This is a genomic window from Pseudonocardia humida, assembly GCF_023898865.1.
Lineage (GTDB): Bacteria > Actinomycetota > Actinomycetes > Mycobacteriales > Pseudonocardiaceae > Pseudonocardia > Pseudonocardia humida.
The window spans coordinates 1-18,958 of record NZ_JAGSOV010000028.1; the positions used below are offsets into that span (position 1 = coordinate 1).

16 protein-coding genes are annotated in these 18,958 nt (G+C 72.6%); 14 read left to right on the forward strand and 2 right to left on the reverse strand.

Annotation, left to right across the window (positions count from 1 at the left end):
• The 9 genes from KDL28_RS13305 to KDL28_RS13345 form a co-directional block, all read left to right on the forward strand.
• Positions 1-922: glycosyltransferase family 2 protein (locus tag KDL28_RS13305; RefSeq protein ID WP_252438310.1), on the forward strand; the 922-nt coding region annotated here is incomplete at its 5' end.
• A 19-nt stretch (positions 923-941) separates the two neighbouring features.
• Positions 942-1,319 carry a hypothetical protein gene (locus tag KDL28_RS13310; protein WP_252438311.1) on the forward strand — a complete coding sequence of 126 codons (378 nt, stop codon included), beginning with the start codon at positions 942-944 and terminating at the stop codon, positions 1,317-1,319.
• Between the two features lie 169 nt (positions 1,320-1,488).
• Complete coding sequence (locus KDL28_RS13315) at positions 1,489-2,625, forward strand: glycosyltransferase family 2 protein (RefSeq protein ID WP_252438312.1); 1,137 nt, start codon at positions 1,489-1,491, stop codon at positions 2,623-2,625.
• Entirely contained in the window at positions 2,622-4,790 is a 2,169-nt protein-coding gene (locus KDL28_RS13320; RefSeq protein WP_252438313.1) for a hypothetical protein, read from the forward strand. The genes KDL28_RS13315 and KDL28_RS13320 overlap by 4 nt, the downstream gene beginning before the upstream one ends.
• A 2-nt stretch (positions 4,791-4,792) precedes the next feature.
• Positions 4,793-5,167: a hypothetical protein gene (locus KDL28_RS13325; protein ID WP_252438315.1), complete on the forward strand. Its 375-nt coding sequence runs from the start codon at positions 4,793-4,795 to the stop codon at positions 5,165-5,167.
• Positions 5,168-5,287: 120 nt separating this feature from the next.
• Positions 5,288-6,985: a choline dehydrogenase gene (locus KDL28_RS13330; protein ID WP_252438317.1), complete on the forward strand. Its 1,698-nt coding sequence runs from the start codon at positions 5,288-5,290 to the stop codon at positions 6,983-6,985.
• A gap of 67 nt (positions 6,986-7,052) precedes the next feature.
• The gene (locus tag KDL28_RS13335) at positions 7,053-8,312 is read left to right on the forward strand and encodes a glycosyltransferase family 2 protein (RefSeq protein WP_252438319.1); all 1,260 of its coding nucleotides are present in this window, start codon (positions 7,053-7,055) and stop codon (positions 8,310-8,312) included.
• A 76-nt stretch (positions 8,313-8,388) separates the two neighbouring features.
• The gene (locus tag KDL28_RS13340; RefSeq protein ID WP_252438321.1) at positions 8,389-9,342 is read left to right on the forward strand and encodes a glycoside hydrolase family 16 protein; all 954 of its coding nucleotides are present in this window, start codon (positions 8,389-8,391) and stop codon (positions 9,340-9,342) included.
• Between the two features lie 210 nt (positions 9,343-9,552).
• Positions 9,553-10,374, forward strand: coding sequence for a glycoside hydrolase family 16 protein (locus KDL28_RS13345; protein WP_252438323.1), 822 nt, complete (start codon positions 9,553-9,555; stop codon positions 10,372-10,374).
• An 86-nt stretch (positions 10,375-10,460) separates the two neighbouring features.
• Here KDL28_RS13345 and KDL28_RS13350 read toward each other — a convergent pair whose 3' ends face one another.
• Together KDL28_RS13350 and KDL28_RS13355 are read right to left on the reverse strand one after the other, a co-directional pair.
• Entirely contained in the window at positions 10,461-11,903 is a 1,443-nt protein-coding gene (locus KDL28_RS13350) for a glycosyltransferase (protein ID WP_252438324.1), read from the reverse strand.
• Positions 11,900-13,333: a lipopolysaccharide biosynthesis protein gene (locus KDL28_RS13355; RefSeq protein ID WP_252438326.1), complete on the reverse strand. Its 1,434-nt coding sequence runs from the start codon at positions 13,331-13,333 to the stop codon at positions 11,900-11,902. Before KDL28_RS13355 ends, KDL28_RS13350 begins: the two co-directional genes overlap by 4 nt.
• 442 nt (positions 13,334-13,775) lie before the next feature.
• On the opposite strand from KDL28_RS13355, the gene KDL28_RS13360 reads away from it, so the two are divergent.
• From KDL28_RS13360 to KDL28_RS13380, 5 genes are read left to right on the forward strand one after another with little or no spacing between them, the layout of a single operon-like run.
• Positions 13,776-14,855, forward strand: coding sequence for a Gfo/Idh/MocA family protein (locus tag KDL28_RS13360; protein WP_252438328.1), 1,080 nt, complete (start codon positions 13,776-13,778; stop codon positions 14,853-14,855).
• Positions 14,852-16,036, forward strand: a complete 1,185-nt coding sequence (locus KDL28_RS13365) for a DegT/DnrJ/EryC1/StrS family aminotransferase (RefSeq protein WP_252438330.1) — start codon at positions 14,852-14,854, stop codon at positions 16,034-16,036. Before KDL28_RS13360 ends, KDL28_RS13365 begins: the two co-directional genes overlap by 4 nt.
• 4 nt (positions 16,037-16,040) lie before the next feature.
• Positions 16,041-17,147 carry a DegT/DnrJ/EryC1/StrS family aminotransferase gene (locus tag KDL28_RS13370; protein WP_252438332.1) on the forward strand — a complete coding sequence of 369 codons (1,107 nt, stop codon included), beginning with the start codon at positions 16,041-16,043 and terminating at the stop codon, positions 17,145-17,147.
• Positions 17,144-17,770 (forward strand): acyltransferase, encoded by a 627-nt coding sequence (locus tag KDL28_RS13375; RefSeq protein WP_252438334.1) that lies wholly within the window; start codon positions 17,144-17,146, stop codon positions 17,768-17,770. Before KDL28_RS13370 ends, KDL28_RS13375 begins: the two co-directional genes overlap by 4 nt.
• Positions 17,767-18,762, forward strand: a complete 996-nt coding sequence (locus KDL28_RS13380) for a GDP-mannose 4,6-dehydratase (RefSeq protein WP_252438337.1) — start codon at positions 17,767-17,769, stop codon at positions 18,760-18,762. Before KDL28_RS13375 ends, KDL28_RS13380 begins: the two co-directional genes overlap by 4 nt.
• Positions 18,763-18,958 lie beyond the last annotated feature (196 nt).

Sequence of the window (18,958 nt, forward strand, 5' to 3'; positions counted from 1 at the left end):
CGGCAACCCGCGGGTGTCCGTAGTGGTGCCCACCCGCAACGAGGCGCGGAACCTTGAGGTCGTGCTCCCGGCGATCGCTGCGGTGCGTCCTGCTGTGCACGAGGTGATCGTGGTCGACGGGAACTCCGTGGACGGCACGATCGATGTCGCTCGGCGTGTGTTGCCGTGGGTGCGGGTGATCACGCAGACCCGCAAGGGCAAGGGCAACGCGATGGCGTGCGGGTTCGCGGCGGTGACCGGGGACATCGTGGTGATGTTCGATGCGGACGGGTCGGCGGATCCGGCGGAGATCCCGGCGTTCGTGCGGGCGTTGATCGCGGGTGCGGACTTCGCGAAGGGTTCGCGGTTCGTGCGCGGTGGTGGTTCGGACGACATCACGTTGCTGCGCAAGTCGGGCAACGCGGGGCTCAACGGTGTGGCGAACGCGCTGTTCGGGACGTCGTACACGGACCTGTGCTACGGCTACAACGCGTTCTGGATCGACATCCTGCCGACGTTGGACCTGCCCGACATCCACCTGCCGGCTCCGGCCGAGGGGATGTTGTGGGGTGACGGGTTCGAGATCGAGACGGTGTTGAACTGCCGGGTGGCGGCGTCGGGGTTGAAGATCACCGAGGTGCCGTCGATGGAGCGGGAGCGGATCTTCGGGCAGTCGAACCTGCGGACGTTCGCGGATGGCACGCGGGTGTTGCGGACGTTGGCGGCCGAGCGGCGTCGTGCGCAGCACCACCGTTCGGAGCGGGTGAAGTTGGAGGAGTCCTCGCGGGCTCTGACCCCGCCCGGTGGTTTCCCGGTGATCACCCCCGACATGCTCGCCGTGAACGGCTCGTCCGCACCGGACGGCGCCGGCCAGCGCCACCCGCTGGGCCCGGCCGACGGTTCGCGCCGCGGGCTGGCGTTCATGGAGGAGGAAGCGTCCTGAACCGGAAGGGAGCGCAACGGTGACCGTCAACTCGACGGCCGTCGACACCCGGGCGCGGGTCGCCCGGCGGCTGGTGGCCGTGCTGCTGGTGCTGGCCGGCATCGTCGCCTGCGTGCTGAGCCTGCTCGGCGCGCGCGCCGAGGCGCTCGGCGACTTCCGCTTCCTGGTGACCATGACGTTCCTCATCCTCGGTCCCGGCTGGGCGGCGGCGGGCTTCCTGCGCCGCGCCCCCGCCGCGCACGTCTGGCTGCTGGCCGCGGGGGTCGGCATCGCCGTCTCCCTGCTGGTCGCCCAGATCATGGTCAGCTTCGGCCTCTGGAACCCGGCCGGCGCGCTCTACATCGTCACCCTGCTCAGCGTGCCGTTCCTGCTGCGGCACGCCGTGGTCGCCCAGTAGTCGCGGCAGGTGGACCCCGCACCATGACCATCCGCTCCGGGCGCGTCCGCGCCGTCAAGACCCGTGCCGCGGCCCCCCGCGCCGGGGGAGCCCGGCCAGTGAAGGTGGCAGTGAACAAGGCGAACAGCGTGCACGGCGCAGGGCGGGAGACGGCCCTGTGATCCGGCGGATGCAGCGCAGCGGCAACCCGCGGGTGTCCGTAGTGGTGCCCACCCGCAACGAGGCGCGGAACCTTGAGGTCGTGCTCCCGGCGATCGCTGCGGTGCGTCCTGCTGTGCACGAGGTGATCGTGGTCGACGGGAACTCCGTGGACGGCACGATCGATGTCGCTCGGCGTGTGTTGCCGTGGGTGCGGGTGATCACGCAGACCCGCAAGGGCAAGGGCAACGCGATGGCGTGCGGGTTCGCGGCGGTGACCGGGGACATCGTGGTGATGTTCGATGCGGACGGGTCGGCGGATCCGGCGGAGATCCCGGCGTTCGTGCGGGCGTTGATCGCGGGTGCGGACTTCGCGAAGGGTTCGCGGTTCGTGCGCGGTGGTGGTTCGGACGACATCACGTTGCTGCGCAAGTCGGGCAACGCGGGGCTCAACGGTGTGGCGAACGCGCTGTTCGGGACGTCGTACACGGACCTGTGCTACGGCTACAACGCGTTCTGGATCGACATCCTGCCGACGTTGGACCTGCCCGACATCCACCTGCCGGCTCCGGCCGAGGGGATGTTGTGGGGTGACGGGTTCGAGATCGAGACGGTGTTGAACTGCCGGGTGGCGGCGTCGGGGTTGAAGATCACCGAGGTGCCGTCGATGGAGCGGGAGCGGATCTTCGGGCAGTCGAACCTGCGGACGTTCGCGGATGGCACGCGGGTGTTGCGGACGTTGGCGGCCGAGCGGCGTCGTGCGCAGCACCACCGTTCGGAGCGGGTGAAGTTGGAGGAGTCCTCGCGGGCTCTGACCCCGCCCGGTGGTTTCCCGGTGATCACCCCCGACATGCTCGCCGCCGACGGCACCGACGTCGCCACCGTGCTGCGCCCCGGCCTGCGCACCGCGTCCGCCCAGTTCGGCGCCGGCGCGAACGGCTCGGCGTCCAACGGCTCGGCCGCCAACGGGTCGGGCAACGGCCACCTCGGCACCGGCTCCGCCGCGGGCGCCCTCGCCGGGGGCCCGGCGGGCTCGGCGGGCACGGCCACCGACAGCTCCCCGAACGGCACCCAGCACGGGACCGGTCACGGCACCAACGGCGCCGCCGCCATCGACCAGCACGACGTGCCGCGCATCCCGGTCCGCCGCCCCGGAGGCGAGGTGTGAAGGAGCCCCGAGTTGAGCAGCAGCCCGCGCTCGCACCCGGGCCCGGGGCCGCGCGGGCCCGGCCCCCGGCGGCCGGGCAGCCCGCCTCCCGCCACGGCGGGGGTGCCGGCAGGCGCTCGGCCGACGGCGCCCGCGACGTGAGCCGCCCCGGCGGCGAGCAGGTCCCCCCGGGCCAGGCCACCACGGCCATGCAGGGCCGCGGCGCGGACGCGGTGTCGGCCACCACGATGCTGCCGGCCCAGAAGCTGCCCGCCGAGCCGACCGACGACCGCCCGGCCGGGATCACCCGGTTCCTCTCGCCGGTCTTCGCGCTGGTCGCGGTGGCGCTGCTGCCGGTGGCCGCGGCCACCACCGACCTGTACGCCCTGGACGGCTGGGGCCTGGCCCGGGTACTGGGCCCGGCCGCGTGGGGCGCCATCCTGTGCGCCGTCGCGGCGTGCGTGTCCGAGCTGTGGGCGCGCCGGCCGCGGATCCCGATGCTGGCCACGGCGACCGGCGTGCTCATCCTGTGCACCAACGGCCTGCCCTCGGTCATCGAGCCCGCCGCCCGGTTCGGCACGGCGTGGACCACCGTGGGCTTCGTCGACGCCATCGCCCAGGAGAACGGCGTGTCCCCGGTCGGGCTCGACGCGCGGTTCTACTGGCCGGCGTTCTTCGCCCAGTGGGCCTGGTTCCGCGAGGCAGGCGGCGCCGACCAGCTCGACACGGTGCTGCGCTGGTTCCCGCCGGTGGTCGTGACGATCACCGCGATCGGCATCTACGCGATGGGCCGCTCGATGCTCGGCGGCACCCGCGCCCCGTGGGTCGCGGCCTGGCTGTTCGTCGGGCTGAACTGGATCGAGCAGGACTACTTCTCCCCGCAGGCGCAGGCGGTCGTGCTGCTGCTGACCGTGCTGACGTTCGCGCTCGGTCCGCTGGCCACCCGCCGCATCGACGCCGCGGGGGTGCCCGGTTGGCCCGCCCCGCACCCCGGGGCGCCACGGCTGCCGCTGATGCGCCGATGGCTGGTGGCCGCGATGACGCCGCCGAACCGGCCCGCGCTGCCGCCGCGGCAGCTGCTGTTCATCTACTTCAGCATGATCCTCTGCGTGGTCGCGGTGGTGGTCGAGCACCAGCTCACCCCGATCGCGCTGATCGGGCAGCTGACGCTGCTGGCGGTGGTCGGCCGGTTCCGCGGCCGCGCGGTGCTGGTCGTCGGGATCATGGCGGTGGCGCTGTGGATCTTCGTCAACAACCGCGACTTCTGGACCGCGCAGCTGGGCATCCTGATCGGCAGCGGGGACACCGGCGCGGCGCTGCAGGCCGGGGTGGCCGACCGGCTCGCCGGCGACGCCGGGCAGGTCTTCGTCAAGCAGCTGCGGATCATCCTGGCCGGGTTCACCTACCTGCTCGGTGCCGTCGGCATGCTCGTGTACTGGCGCCGCCGCCGCGACCTGGTGCCCTTCGGGCTGGCCGTGGTGCCGATGGCGCTGGCCGCGCAGGGCTACGGCAGCGAGGGCTTCCTGCGGATCGTGCTCTACGGGCTGCCCATCCTGGTCATCCTCGGCACCGACGCGCTGCGCTGGCTGGCTCGCAGGTGGCGGCCCAGCGAGTACCTGCTGGCCGCGGCGATGCTGGTCATGTTCGGCACGCTCGTGCTGGTCCGCGGGGGCAACGAGGCCTACCAGGCCACGTTCCCCGAGGAGGTGGCGATGTACCGGCAGGTGGTCGCCGAGACCCCACCGGAGCTGGAGATCGTGGCGTTCAACCAGGCCGGCCCCACCGGCCTGGAGGGCATCACGGTCTTCGGCCGCGGCGACAACATCGAGGGCTGCGGGCAGCTGGCCGACGACCCGCTCGTCTGCGCCGACAAGCAGGCCGCCGACGTGATCGTGAACTACACGTCGGGCGAGAAGTACGGCGTGTACCTGGAGAACCGCCCGCCGGGGTGGTCGCTCGACATCGTCCAGCAGCTGGTGTCGTCGGGCCGCTACGTGCTGACCTACCAGGACGGCTTCAACATCGTGCTGAAGAAGGCGATCCCCGCCGACGACCAGGACGGCCAGCAGGGCGGCGGCCAGCAGGACGGCCAGCAGGGCGGCGGTGACCAGCAGGGCGCCGACCAGCCGCAGGGCGCCGACCAGCCCGCCGGTGCCGCTCCCGCCGGCCAGCAGGCGGGGGGCTGAGCATGCGCATCGACCCGTCGCTGGACAAGTGGGTGTGGATCAGCGCCGCGCTCTTCCTGGCGCTGCTGGGCATCCGCGCCTACCTCGTGGAGACCGGCCGCCGCCAGCTCGGCGGCACCCCGACCAAGGTCAAGGCGGTCACCATCGCCTCGGGCGTGGTGCTCTCCGCGCTCGTCGTGCTGTTCATGATGCAGGCCGGGACGCTGCTGGTGCAGTCGCTGATCACCGGCAGCGACCCGATCGCGCTGCTGGGCGGCACCGACAACCAGCCCGGGCCCAACGGCCAGGGCCAGCCGGTGACGCCCGACCAGGCACCCGCCGGCGGGCAGCCCGCCGCCCCCGAGGGAGCCGCTCCGCCAGCTCCGGGTGGAGGCTGATACCCACCACCTGAGCCCGCCGGCCGGCCGACAGCGGTGTCGGGTCGCAGGCCGCACGACGTCACAACCCGCTCCCCGACGTGCGCCCCCGCGGTGCGCGTGCTTTAGGAGGTACCTCCCGTGTCGAACTCGACGTACGACTTCGTCATCGTCGGCGGCGGTGCTGCGGGGTGCGCGCTGGCCAACCGGCTCAGCGCGGACCCCGGCAACAACGTGCTGCTGCTCGAGGCCGGAATGCCCGACTACCCGTGGGACGTGCTGACGCACATGCCCGCCGCGATGGGCATCGCGATCTCCACGGACTCGCACAACTGGAAGTACGTCTCCGAGCCCGAGCCCTACATGAAGAACCGGCAGATGCCGCACCCGCGCGGCAAGCTGCTCGGCGGCTCCGGCTCGATCAACGCGATGAACTTCATGCGCGGCCACCCCTCCAACTTCGAGAAGTGGGCCGAGCACACCGGCACCAAGGACTGGGACAACGCCCACGTCCTGCCCTACTTCAAGCGGGTGGAGACCTCGCTGTCCTTCGGCGACAGCGAGTTCCGCGGCAACCACGGCCCGCACGTGCTCACCCGCGCGGCGCTGGACAACCCGCTGTTCGACATCTTCTTCAGCGCGGCCCAGCAGGGCGGCTACAAGCTGACCACCGACTTCAACGGTGCCCGCCAGGAGGGCTTCTCGGCCTTCGAGCGGTTCATCGTCAACGGCAAGCGCCGCTCGTCCTCGCAGGCCTACCTGCGCCCGGTGCAGGGCCGCAAGAACCTCACCGTGCGCACCCACGCCTACGCGACGAAGATCGTGTTCGCCGGCAAGCGCGCGACCGGCGTCGTCTACCGGGGCCGCAACGGCACCGAGTACCACGTCTCCGGCGGCGAGATCGTGCTGTGCGGCGGCTCGTTCAACAGCCCGCAGCTGCTGCAGCTGTCCGGCGTGGGCAACGCCGCCGAGCTCGAGCAGGTGGGCATCGCCCCGGTGCACGACCTGCCCGGCGTGGGGGAGAACCTCGAGGACCACCTCGCGGTGCAGGTGCAGCACGCCAGCACCCAGCCGATCTCGATGATCGCCATGAAGAACAAGCTGAACTGGCCCGGCATGGGCCTGAAGTGGCTGGCCGGCAAGGGCGAGGCCACCAGCAACATGTTCGAGGCGGCCGGGTTCGTGCGCAGCAGCGAGGACCGCGAGTGGCCCGACGTCATCCTGGTGTTCGCGGCGATGGCGATGGCCTTCGACCCGGACAAGCAGGTCGAGGGGCACGGCTACCAGCTGCACGTCGGCACCATGTCCGCCACGTCCCGTGGCTCGGTCAAGATCGCCTCGGCCGACCCGATGGTGCACCCGCGCATCCAGATGAACTACCTCTCGACCGAGCGCGACCGCGAGGACTGGATCAAGGCGCTGCGGCTGGGCCGCGAGCTGCTCGAGCAGCCCGCGTTCAAGGAGATCGACGGCGGCGAGGTGGTCCCCGGACCGCACGTGCAGACCGACGAGGAGCTGCTGGACTGGGTGGCGAGCAAGGCCCAGACCGGCCTGCACCCGAGCGGCACCTGCCGCATGGGCCACGGCGAGGCGGAGGTCGTCGACCCCGGCACCATGCGCGTGCACGGCCTGGACGGGCTGCGCGTAGTGGACGCCTCGGTGTTCCCGACGACCACCAACGCCCAGATCTACGCGCCGGTGATGATGGTGGCCGAGAAGGGCGCCGACATCATCCTGGGCAACACGCCCCTCGCGCCCGAGTACCCGGAGTACGACACCACCACGGCGGTGCGCAGGCCCCGCCCGCGGCCGACGGCCCGCAGCGCCAACCCGGCGTAGCACTCCGCCGTGCCGACCCGGGGGAAGGCGGCGCGGCGGGGGCGCAGCAGAACGAGAGGGGGCAGTAATGGCGATCGCACGGAACGGACCGACCTGGGTCGGCCAGGTCGAGCGGCGCGACGAGTTCGCGGATGTGGTCGTGGACGACCACTTCGTGGCGGCGCGGCTGCTGGTCACCGCGGGCGGTACCCCGGTCGGGCTGGCCACGGTCGAGCTCGCCGACGGCAAGGCCACCGCCGACGAGGTGCGGGCGGCCGTCGAGGCGCAGGTGGGTCGCGACCGGGAGGTCCTGGTCCCGCCGACGTCCGACGAGCCGATCACGGTGGTCATCGCCACCCGCAACCGGGCCGAGAGCGTGCGCCGCTGCGTGCGCGCCGTGCTCGCCGGCGACCACCCCGACATCACCGTCATCGTGGTCGACAACGACCCCGACGACGACAGCACCGAGCGCGTCGTCGCCGAGTTCGGCGAGGGCGGCATCGGCGAGTTCAACCGCGAGTACGGGCGGGCCGAGGTCCGTTACGTCCGCGAGAACCGCCGTGGCGCCTCGGTGGGCCGCAACCGGGGCCTGCAGGAGGCCCGCACCCGGATCGTCGCCTTCACCGACGACGACACCGAGGCCGACCGGCACTGGGCGAGCCGGATCGCCGGCGCCTTCGCCACGGACTCCGACCTGGCCTGCCTGTCCGGCCCGGTGGTGGCCGCCCGGCTCGACACCGAGCAGGAGCGGGCATCGGAGTTCGGCCTGGTCTGGAACAAGGGCTTCCAGGGCAGGCGGTTCCGGCTGTCCGAGCCCCCACCGGGGTCGGCGATCTTCCCGTTCTCCCCGGGCCTGTACGGCATCGGCGCCAACTTCGCGGTGCGGGCCGAAGCAGCGCGCCGCGTCGGCGGCATGGACGAGGCACTCGGCCCGGGCTCGCCCGCGCTGGGCGGCGAGGACGGCGAGTTCATGGTCCGCCTGGTGCTGGCCCGCTACGCCGTGGCGTACGTGCCCGGCGTGCTGGTCTGGCACCACCACCGGTCCTCGCCCGACGAGCTGCGCAAGCAGGTCCGCGGCTACGCGATGGGCCTGGGCGCGTTCCTCACCAAGATCGCGCTGGACCGCCGCGCCGGCCTGATGGCGCTGCAGCGCCTGCCCGCCGCGGTCAACCAGCTGCGCCACATCAACGAGCGCGAGGCCGAGGCCGGCGTCGGTGCGTCGGTCGGGGCCGCGAGCACCGGCGCGGAGCGGTTGCGCTGGATGCTCAACGGCGGCTCGGCCTACGTCCGGGGCCGCCGGGCGGCCCGCCGGGCGGGCGGGCGCGTGCCGCCGCTGGTGCGACGGTGAGCGACCCGATGGCACGTCGACCGATGACGCACAGCCCGCGCGCAGCCGCGCCGGCCGACCCCTGCGAGGCCCCACGATGAACGGCGATCCCACCGTCCCGATCCGCAGCGAGCCGTCCCGGAACGAGCAGACCGGCACCCTGCCGGCCTACGTCCAGGAGACCGGCACCCTGCCCGCCTACACCGAGAGCGGCGGCGAGCACGGCGACTCGACGGTGCCGATCCCGGCCAACGACCCGGTCAACCGCCGCCGCACCGTCGTACTGGTCGCGATCGTGCTGGTGGTCGCCCTCGTGGCGGCGCTGGTCTACGTGCTCGTGCGCCCGGGCGGCCCGCTGGGCGGCCCGGCTCCGCTGGAGGGCGAGGACACCAGCGCCGGCGAGCTGCTGAACTGGGGCGAGCCCGCCCACGTCGAGCTGTTCGACGGCCCGCTGGGCGACCAGTGGCAGCTCTACGACGGGGAGGGCCACGTCGGCAACGGCATCCGCACCCCCGACGCCATCACCACCGAGGACGGGATCCTGCGGATCACCGGCGACTCCGAGGGCACGACCGGCGGCATGGCCTGGGACGTCGGCCAGATGTACGGCCGCTGGGAGGGCCGGGTGCGGGCACCGGTCAGCGACGAGACCTACAACGCGCTGCTGCTGCTGTGGCCCGACGCCGAGAACTGGCCCGAGGGCGGCGAGTACGACTTCATGGAGATGACCGACCCGTCGCGGCAGCGCACGAAGATCTTCCTGCACTACACCGAGGACGATCTGAAGAAGGAGGGCGAGGTCGCGATCGACGGCACCGAGTGGCACAACTGGGCGTTCGAGTGGACCCCCGACAGCCTCATCGCCTACGTGGACGGCAAGGAGTGGTTCCGCAGCGAGGACCCCGAGGTGCAGGCCCCGGGCCCGATGCACCTGGCCATCCAGCTCGACTGGTTCCCCGACCAGGAGGACCCGTTCGACACCGAGGACGGCGTCCAGGAGTCGTCCATGGAGGTCGACTGGGTCAAGCAGTACTCCTACGACGGTCCGTGACCTCGGCCGCCGCGTCGGAGACCGGCCCGTCGCAGCACGCGGTGTGACTGCGGCGGGCCGGTTTCACTCCGGAGCGTGACTGCACTAGGGTCGATCCGGTTGTCGCCTTGATCCTTATTGAGAAGGAGAGCCCTTTTGTCTGATTTGAGGCATCTCCCCCCCACGGCACCACCACCTCCCCCTACGGGCGGCCGCACCCCGAACCGGGCCGTGATCCTGATCGCCGGCCTGGTGGCGCTGGCGCTGGTGGCGACGCTGGTCTTCGTTCTGGTCCGCCCGACCGGTGGCGACGGCGGCGGCAGCAGCGACGCCGGCGGCGGCGCCGCGCCCGCGAGCCCCGCGCCGGCTGAGCCCGAGGTCCTCGAGGGCGACGACACCAGCGCGGCGAAGCTGCTGGGCTGGGGCGAACCCGTCTACACCGAGACCTTCGACGGCGAGCTGGGCGACGAGTGGCAGCTCTACGACGGCGTCGGCCACGGCGACAACGGCCGCCGCTCGCCGGAGGCCATCTCGGTCGACGACGGCCTGTTGACCATCACCGGCGACACCGAGGGCACCACCGGTGGCATGGCGCTGGACATCGGCCAGATGTACGGGCGCTGGGAGGGTCGGGTCCAGGCACCGCCCACCGACGAGACCTACAACGCGCTGCTGCTGCTGTGGCCCGACGCCGAGGACTGGCCCGAGGGCGGCGAGGTCGACTTCATGGAGATGACCGACCCGACCCGCCAGAAGACCAAGTTCTTCCTGCACTACAGCGAGGACGACCTGAAGATCGAGGGCGAGGTCGTGGCGGACGCCACCCAGTGGCGCAACTGGGCCGTCGAGTGGACCCCGGAGCACATCGTGGCCTACCTCGACGGCAAGGAGTGGTTCCGCACCGAGCAGACCGACGCGCTGCCGCCCCGGCCGATGCACCTGACGATCCAGCTCGACTGGTTCCCCGAGCAGGGCGACGAGGACCCCACCAACGACGTGGAGAACTCCCAGATGCACGTCGACTGGATCCGGCAGTACGAGTACACCCCGTAGCGGATCCCGGCACGGAGAGGGCCCCCGGACCATCGGTCCGGGGGCCCTCTCCGCTGTGCGGAACCGTTCGGGTCGCGCGGGGCCGCTCAGGCCGTCGTGCTGGCGCCGGTCGGCGTGCCGTGCGGGACGGCGGGGTTGCTGGGCGTCACGACGCGGTGCGCGCCGGTGGCCCCGGTGCGCGCCGTGGACAGCTCACCCAGGTCGGGGTCGAACCAGTGCGGGACCGGGGCGCGCATGCCCGGCTCGGTGCGCTCCGGGCTGTTGAAGTAGTCGACCTTCTCCCGGCCCGTCGGGCGCTTGATGGCCCGGCCGCCGAACCAGGCGCTGATCGCGGCCATCGTCTTGGCGGCCTCCAGCCTGGTCGGGGTGACGGTGCGCTCCAGCGTCTTGCGGTACCAGCTGATCTGCTGGTCGACGGCCGAGTCCAGGCTGTAGTGGCGCCGGACCAGGCCGAGGGCGAAGTCACCGTTGCGCTTGCGCATCGGGGAGTCGTCGAGCAGCTGGCCCAGCTGGGCCACCAGGCGCTCCTCGCCGCTGCCCCCGCCGCCGATGCCGAAGAAGCCGTGCCAGCGGAACTCGCGGGCCGAGTCCATGTCCAGGATCTTGAAGAAGCCGCGCTCACCCTGCACGATGCAGGGCTTGCCGAAGGCCATGGAGCGCAGCAGCGAACCGCCCATGCCCACGATGACGTCGGCCGCCGCGTAGGCGGGCCGCGGGTCGAGGATCTCACCGGTCAGCAGCACGGCCTCACGGCCGATGGCGGCGTTGGTGCGGGTGGCCAGGGCCCGCAGGTCGGGCATCGCGGGCCCGTCGCCGACCAGGACCAGGCGCATCCGGTGGTGCGGGGCGAGCCGGCCGGTGGCGCGGATGGCCGTTTCGAGGCCCTCCTGCTTCAGGGCCCGGGCGAACCGGCTGACGATGACGACGGCCAGCTCGTCGGGAGCGATGCCCAGCCGGGCGCGGAACTCCGCGGCCCCGGGGAAGCCGGGGTACTGGTTGACCGTGTCGGTGGGGATCTCCAGCACGCCGACCGGGCCCTGCCGGCTGGGGAGGCGCTCGCGCACCTCGGAGGCGATCAGCGGGCTGCACACCTGCAGCGGCACCGACGCCGGCATGAAGTCCGGCACGGACATGCTGTTGATCGTCATCGTCATCGGCACGCAGTCGCGCAGGTGGGCCCCGGCGTAGGTGAGGATCGACGGGGTCAGCTCGTAGCTGTGCACCAGCTCGGGGCGCAGCTCGCGGGTCAGGTCGAGCAGCCGCTTGTAGCCCGGCAGCGCCTGGCCGACGGCCTGGCCCGGCCGGTCGTTCTCCAGCGGCACGAACGGCACGCCGTCGTCGACCAGCAGATCGGCCAGCGGGCCGGGTGGACCGGCCACCGTGACGTCGTGGCCGCGCTTGTGCACACCGATCGCCAGGTCCACCGCGCAGCGCTGGCTCCCGCCCACGCTCAGGTGGTGGATCACGACGAGCACCCGCAGTCGACGGCCGTTGTCGATCCTGCTGACCTGCCCCCGGTTTGAGGTCACGTCCTGGCCCTTCCTGCTCGAGACGGTTGTGCGGTGATGCGGACGGTAGCCTCCGGGTCGATCTCGGAGCCCTCCTCCGCACCGGCCCGCACCGGGGCGACCGGTTTCGGGGCGCGCAGCAACGTGACGCCGTTGGCCCGCATGAAGCGCCACAGGGGGATCACGACGGCCAGCGCGACGACCGCCTCGGCGATCAGGTAGCCCCAACCCGCGCCGACGATCCCCATGGTGGGGAGCAGGGCCGCGGTCAGGCCGATGATCAGCACGGCGAGCAGCAGCTGCAGCGCCACGACCCGGCCCATCCGGTTGCGCACGCGCGAGGTGTTGATGTACATCGTGGAGACGATGCTGAACGGGATGGCCAGCAGCAGCAGCCGCATCACGTCGGTGCCCTCGGCGACGTAGCTCTCGCCCAGGAACGACAGCAGCCACGGCGCCATCAGGTAGAGCACCGGGACGCCCAGCCCGCCGACCAGGAAGCTGAGCCGCCACGTGCGGCTCATCAGCGGCCCGATCTGTCGGGAGTCGTGCGAGGCCTCCACCATGTAGGAGGAGCTGATGTTCCAGATCAGCACGCCCAGCCCGGACTCGGCGATCAGCAGCGGCAGCGCGTAGTAGGCGTTGGCCTCCGGCCCGAGCTGGGTCAGGATCAGCAGCGGGACGACCAGCGGGATGACGAAGGTCACCGCGCCGGTGGCGTACTCGCCGACGAAGATCTTGCCCATCTCGCGCCGGTCGGGCATCGGCGCGGCACCCTCTGGCGCCGGTCCGCGCCGGGGCAGCACCCGGGCCAGCAGCAGCGGGTTGATGATCAGGACGGTGGCCACGCAGGGCAGCGTCCAGGCCAGCACGATGGCGTCGTCGATCATGGCGAATGCGAACCACGCCAGCAGGCCGAGCTTGGCCACGGCGAACAGCAGCTGCTCGACCGGGATCCAGGTGGTGGCCCGGATGCCGGTGAGCACCCAGTCCTGCAGGGCGAACAGGCAGAACGTGATCACCAGCAGCGGGAACAGCACGCGCTCCGCGGCCGAGTCGAACAGCTCCTCGGTCGGGAACAGCAGCAGGAACCCCCCGGTCAGCACCAGGGAGATCGCGATGGCGACGCCGTAGCCGGCCAGCACGACCGCGCGCGAGCGCTCGCCCGCGCCCGGCAGCACCCGGCTGAACAGCAGCCCGATGTTGGAGCCGGACAGCTGGCTGATCATGGTGGCGGTGGTGATGACCGCCGAGGCCCGGCCGACGTCGGCGACGGGCAGCGCGTTGCCGGCGATGGCCCAGAAACCGAGCCCCACGACGGCGGTGATGGCGGTCGACGCCATCAGCGCGATGGCGTTGATCTCCAGTCCGGGGCCCAGCCGCCTGCGCTTCTGCTGGGGCGGTTGCTCCGGCTCGGCGGGCGTGTCGCCTGCGGGGTCCCGCTCGTCCATCAACAAAGTGTCTGCTCGCTCCCGTTTCGCGAACTATGTCCGGGTTCGCGCCGTTGCCCGAATCGCCCGTCAGCCGTTGGGCCTCGGTCGCGGATGCTACTGAGCAGGGCGTCGAACCTTTCATGCCGCCCGCCCGGACGCGCGGTCCGGGGGGCACACGTCTGCGCATCAGCAGGGGAGACGCGCGTGCCCGGTGTCGCGTTGCGCCGTGTTGCGAACTCGTGACGGAGGTTACCGAGAGGAACGCCGGAATCGCTCAGGAATGAGCGAATCACCCGAACCGGGCTGTGCGTGTGACGGGCCGGTGAAGGGTCAGGTGACCCGCCGGTTATGGTCGGTCGGCCGGTGGGATGTTTCCGTCTCGTGAGCAACGGCGCTCATTGAGCGACGCCCCTGAGTGACGCTGAGGAGTGACGCTGTAGTGAGTCCAGAACGTCCGCGCGTGGGGCTGGCGGTGGTCGGTGCCGGCTACTGGGGCCCGAACCTCGCCCGCAACGCGCAGAAGACGCCGGCGATGCGGCTCGAGTACCTCTGCGACCTCGACGTCGACCGCGCCCGCTCGGTGATGGGCGACTACTCGACCGTCCGGGTCGTCGGGTCGTTCGAGGACGTCCTCGCCGACCCCGCCGTCGACGCCGTCGCGATCGCGACCCCCGCCGCCACCCACTACAAGGTGGCGATGGCGGCCCTGGAGGCCGGCAAGCACGTGCTGGTGGAGAAGCCGCTCGCGCCCTCCTTCGCCGAGGGCCGCGAGCTGGTCGAGGCGGCCGACCGCTACGGCCGGGTCCTGATGCTCGACCACACCTACTGCTACACCCAGGCGGTCGGCTACCTGCGCAACCTGATCCGCGACGGCGAGCTGGGCGACCTGCAGTACCTCGACTCGGTGCGGATCAACCTGGGCCTGGTGCAGCGCGACGTCGACGTGCTGTGGGACCTCGCCCCGCACGACCTGTCGATCTTCCAGTCGATCCTGCCCGACGGCGTGCACCCGGTCTCGGTGGCCGCGCACGGCTCCGACCCGGTCCGCGCGGGGCGCGCCTGCATCGTCTACCTGACGGTGCGGCTGTCCAACGGCGTGATCGCGCACGTGCACGTCAACTGGCTGTCCCCGACCAAGATCCGCAAGATGGTCATCGGCGGGTCCGCGCGCACGGTCGTCTGGGACGACCTGGAGCCGCTGCAGCGCCTGTCGATCTACGACCGGGGCGTGGAGTGCCGCGACCCCGAGGAGCTCGGCGTCGACGGCCGCGCCGCGACGATGGTGTCCTACCGCACCGGCGACATGGTCGCCCCGGCCATCCAGGACAAGGAGGCCCTCGGCGCGGTGATGGCCGAGTTCGCCGACTCCATCCTGCAGCGCCGCCAGCCGCTCACCGACGGCCGCTCCGGCCTGCAGGTGCTGGCGATGCTGGAGGCGGCCTCGGCCAGCCTGGCCGGCGGCGGCGAGTTCGTCCCGGTGCGCGAGGTCCCCGCCCCCACCTCGGACGCGGTGCTGCCGCGGATCGAGGTCCCTGCGTGACGGCGGCCCCGCCGGTCCCGCCGACCCGCCCGGGCCGCACGAGCATCCCGGTCATGGTGCCGATGCTCGGTCCGGAGGAGGCCGACGCCGTCGCCGAGACCGTGCGCTCCGGCTGGGTCGCCGACGGCCCCCGCGTCGTCGCCTTCGAGAAGGCGTTCGCCGAGGAGGTCGGGGCGGCGCACGCGGTGGCGGTGTCGAACTGCACCACCGCCCTGCACCTGAGCCTGTACCTGCTGGGCGTCGGGCCCGGCGCCGAGGTCGTGGTGCCGTCGCTGTCGTTCATCGCCAGCGCCAACGCGATCCGGCACACCGGAGCCACCCCCGTCTTCGCCGACGTCGACCCGGTGACCGGCAACATGGACCCGGCCAGGGTCGCCGAGGCGATCACGCCCCGGACGAAGGCGATCCTGCTGGTCCACCAGGGCGGCCAGCCCGCCGACGTCGAGGCGATGCGCGCCGTGGCCGGCGACGTCCCGGTCGTGGAGGACGCCGCCTGCGCGGCCGGCTCGCGGCTGCGCGGGCGCCCGGTCGGGGCGGGCGCGCTGCTGGCCGCCTGGTCGTTCCACCCGCGCAAGGTGCTCACCACCGGCGAGGGCGGCATGATCACCACCGACGACGCCGAGTGGGCCGCCCGGCTGCGCCGCCTGCGCAGCCACGGGATGAGCGTCTCGGCCGCCGACCGGCACGCCGCCGAGCAGGGCGCCTCGAAGATCGTCCTGGAGGGCTACGAGGAGACCGGCTTCAACTACCGGATGACCGACGTGCAGGCCGCGATGGGCCTGGTCCAGGTCAGCCGGCTGGCCGGGATCGTGCGGGGGCGCCGCGAGATGGCCGCCCGCTACCACGAGCTGCTCGCCCCGCTCGGGCTGCGGGCGGTGCGCGACCCCTCCTACGGCGAGTCGAACTTCCAGTCGTTCTGGGTCGAGCTGCCCGACTCCGCACCGTCGCTGATCGACGTGCTGACCGACCTGGCCGGGGCCGGGGTCTCCGCGCGGCGCGGCATCATGGCCTCGCACCTGGAGGGCGCCTACGCCGGGCACCCCCACCCCCCGCTTCCCCACACCGAGCGGCTGACCAGCCGCTCGATCATCCTGCCGCTGCACCACGAGCTCACCGACGACGACCAGCGCACGGTCGTCGACGCGCTCGCCAAGGCACTGCGGCTCGACCCCGGGATCTGAACACGTGACTTCCATCCCCCTGGTCGACCTCGGCTGGCAGCACGCCCAGGTCGCCGACGACGTCGCCACCGGCTGGGCCGAGGTGCTGGCCAGGACCGCGTTCGTCGGCGGGCCCGCGGTGTCCCGCTTCGAGGCCGAGTACGCCGCCTACCTCGGCGTCGAGCACTGCGTCGGCGTCGCCAACGGCACCGACGCCATCGAGCTCGCGCTGCGGGCCGTCGGGGTCGGTCCCGGCGACGAGTGCGTCGTGCCGGCCAACACCTTCATCGCCACCGCCGAGGCGGTGGCCCGCACCGGCGCCACCACGGTGCTGGTCGACTGCCGCCCCGACGACGCGCTGATCGACGTCGACGCCGCCGCGGCGGCGCTCACCCCCCGCACGAAGGCGGTCCTGCCGGTCCACCTCTACGGCCAGATGGTCGACGTGGCCGGGCTGGCCGCGCGCCTGCCAGAGGGCGTCGCGATCGTCGAGGACGCCGCCCAGTCCCAGGGCGCCCGCCGCGACGGCATCACCGCCGGTGCCGCCGGCACCATCGCGGCGACCAGCTTCTACCCGGGCAAGAACCTGGGCGCCTACGGCGACGCCGGTGCGGTCATGACCGACGACGCCGAGCTCGCCGCGGCGGTGCGGCTGCTGGGCGCGCACGGCTCCGAGCGCAAGTACGTGCACGACACCCTCGGCTTCAACAGCCGCCTCGACGCGCTGCAGGCCGTCGTGCTGTCGGTGAAGCTGCGCCGCCTCGACGCCTGGAACGAGGAGCGCCGGGCCGCGGCCAAGCGCTACGAGGCGCTGCTCTCGGGCGTCGAGCAGGTCACCCTGCCGGTCGTGGCCGACGGCAGCGAGCCGGTCTGGCACCTCTACGTCGTGCAGGTCGACCGGCGCGACGAGGTGCTCGCCGAGCTCAACGCCGGTGGCATCGGCGCGGGCATCCACTACCCGACCCCGGTCCACCTCACCGGCGCCTTCGCCGGGCTGGGGCAGGGCAAGGGCGCGTTCCCGGTCTCCGAGGCGATGGGCGAGCGCATCCTGTCGCTGCCGCTCTACCCGGGCATCACCGCCGAGCAGCAGGAGCGGGTGGCCGAGGCGCTGACCGCGGCCGTCACCCGATGACCGGGCAGGCCGCCGCGCCGCCCGGGGTGCGGGTGCACCCGAAGGGGCTGTGCGAGAGCGACACCGTCGGCGAGGGCACCCGGGTGTGGGCCTTCGCGCACGTCATGCCCGGGGCACGGGTCGGGCGCGACTGCAATATCTGCGACTGCGCCTACGTCGAGGACGGCGCCGTGCTCGGCGACCGGGTCACGGTGAAGAACGCCACGCTCGTGTTCAGCGGCGTGACCTGCGAGGACGAGGTGTTCCTCGGCCCCAACGTGCTGTTCACCAACGACCTGCGCCCGCGCGCGGCGATCCGCCGCCCGGCCGAGGAGCTGCTGGCCACGACCGTGCGCCGGGGGGCGACGCTCGGCGCGGGCGCGGTCGTGGTGTGCGGCACCGAGATCGGCGAGAGCGCGTTCGTCGCCGCGGGCGCGGTCGTCACCCGCGACGTCCCGGCGCACGCCCTCATGGTCGGCAACCCCGCGCGGCAGAAGGGCTGGGTCTGCGCCTGCGGGGAGCGCCTGGCCGACACCGGGGACGGCGCCTTCCGCTGCCCCGACTGCGACAGCCGCTACACCCTGGCCGAGACCGGCCTCACCGCGAGCCCCGCCCCCGTCGGCACCGAGAGGACCACCTCATGAGCACGACCGGAACCCCCCTCGTCGTCGGCGGCGCGGGCTTCATCGGCTCGGCGCTCGTGCGCCACCTCGCCGCCCAGGGCCCCGTGCGGGTGCTCGACGACCTGTCGACCGGCCGCGCCGAGAACATCGACGGCGTGGACGGCGTCGAGTTCGTGCGCGGCTCGCTGCTCGACGACGACGTCGCCCGTGCCGCCATGCGCGGCGCCTCGACCGTGTTCCACCTGGCCACGCTCGGCGTGCGGCACTCGATCCACGACCCGGTGGCCAACCACGAGGTCAACGCGACCGGCACGCTGCGGCTGCTGGAGATCGCCCGTGAGCTGGGCACCGAGCGGTTCGTCTACGTCAGCACGAGCGAGGTCTACGGCACCGCCGAGACCGTCCCGATGGACGAGGACCACCCGACCCGCCCGCACACCGTCTACGGCGGGGCGAAGCTCGCCGGCGAGGCCTACACCCGGGCCTACCACACCACCTACGGCCTGCCGACCGTGGTGATCCGCCCGTTCAACGCCTACGGCCCGCGCTCGCACCACGAGGGCGACAGCGGCGAGGTCATCCCCAAGTTCATCGTGCGGGCCAGGAACGGCCTCGCCCCGCTGATCTTCGGGGACGGCAGGCAGACCCGCGACTTCACCTACGTCGACGACAGTGCGCGGGGCATCGCCGCGGCCGGCTCGGCGCCGGAGGCCGTGGGACGCACGATCAACGTGGGCAGCGGGCGCGAGATCACGGTGCGGGAGCTGGCCGAGCTGGTGACCGCGGCGGCCGGGCGCCCCGACCTGGCGCCGGAGTACCACCCCGACCGCCCCGGCGACGTGCGCAGGCTGTTCAGCGACTCCGCCCTCGCCGCCGACGTGCTCGGCTGGAAGCCGGAGGTGTCGCTGCGCGAGGGCATCGCCCGGCTGCTGGAGTGGCACGACTCACAGGGCACCGACTGGGCGGCCGCGCTGTCCGAGGACGTCTCCTACAACTGGAAGCCGCGCGGCTGAGGCCATCGCTCCCGCGGCCCGCCGGGTCGCTCCCGCGGGCCGATCGCGGTGGCCCGGACCGGGTTCACCGGTCCGGGACACCGCTCGTCACGATCGGATGACCGCTCGGTGGCGATCACCCCAACTCCGCTACGGGCGGTCGAGGGGCGCTGTCAGCCGTCGATAGACTGCGCCGCGTGTTGACCCGAGCCTGGCC

Excerpts from the sequence above, each read along its gene's own strand:
- KDL28_RS13335 (WP_252438319.1), top strand. The coding sequence starts at position 7,053 with ATGGCGATCGCACGGAACGGACCGACCTGGGTCGGCCAGGTCGAGCGG.
- KDL28_RS13380 (WP_252438337.1), top strand. The coding sequence starts at position 17,767 with ATGAGCACGACCGGAACCCCCCTCGTCGTCGGCGGCGCGGGCTTCATC.
- KDL28_RS13375 (WP_252438334.1), top strand. The coding sequence starts at position 17,144 with ATGACCGGGCAGGCCGCCGCGCCGCCCGGGGTGCGGGTGCACCCGAAG.
- KDL28_RS13315 (WP_252438312.1), top strand. The coding sequence starts at position 1,489 with ATGCAGCGCAGCGGCAACCCGCGGGTGTCCGTAGTGGTGCCCACCCGC.
- KDL28_RS13325 (WP_252438315.1), top strand. The coding sequence starts at position 4,793 with ATGCGCATCGACCCGTCGCTGGACAAGTGGGTGTGGATCAGCGCCGCG.
- KDL28_RS13355 (WP_252438326.1), bottom strand. The coding sequence starts at position 13,333 with ATGGACGAGCGGGACCCCGCAGGCGACACGCCCGCCGAGCCGGAGCAA.
- KDL28_RS13340 (WP_252438321.1), top strand. The coding sequence starts at position 8,389 with ATGAACGGCGATCCCACCGTCCCGATCCGCAGCGAGCCGTCCCGGAAC.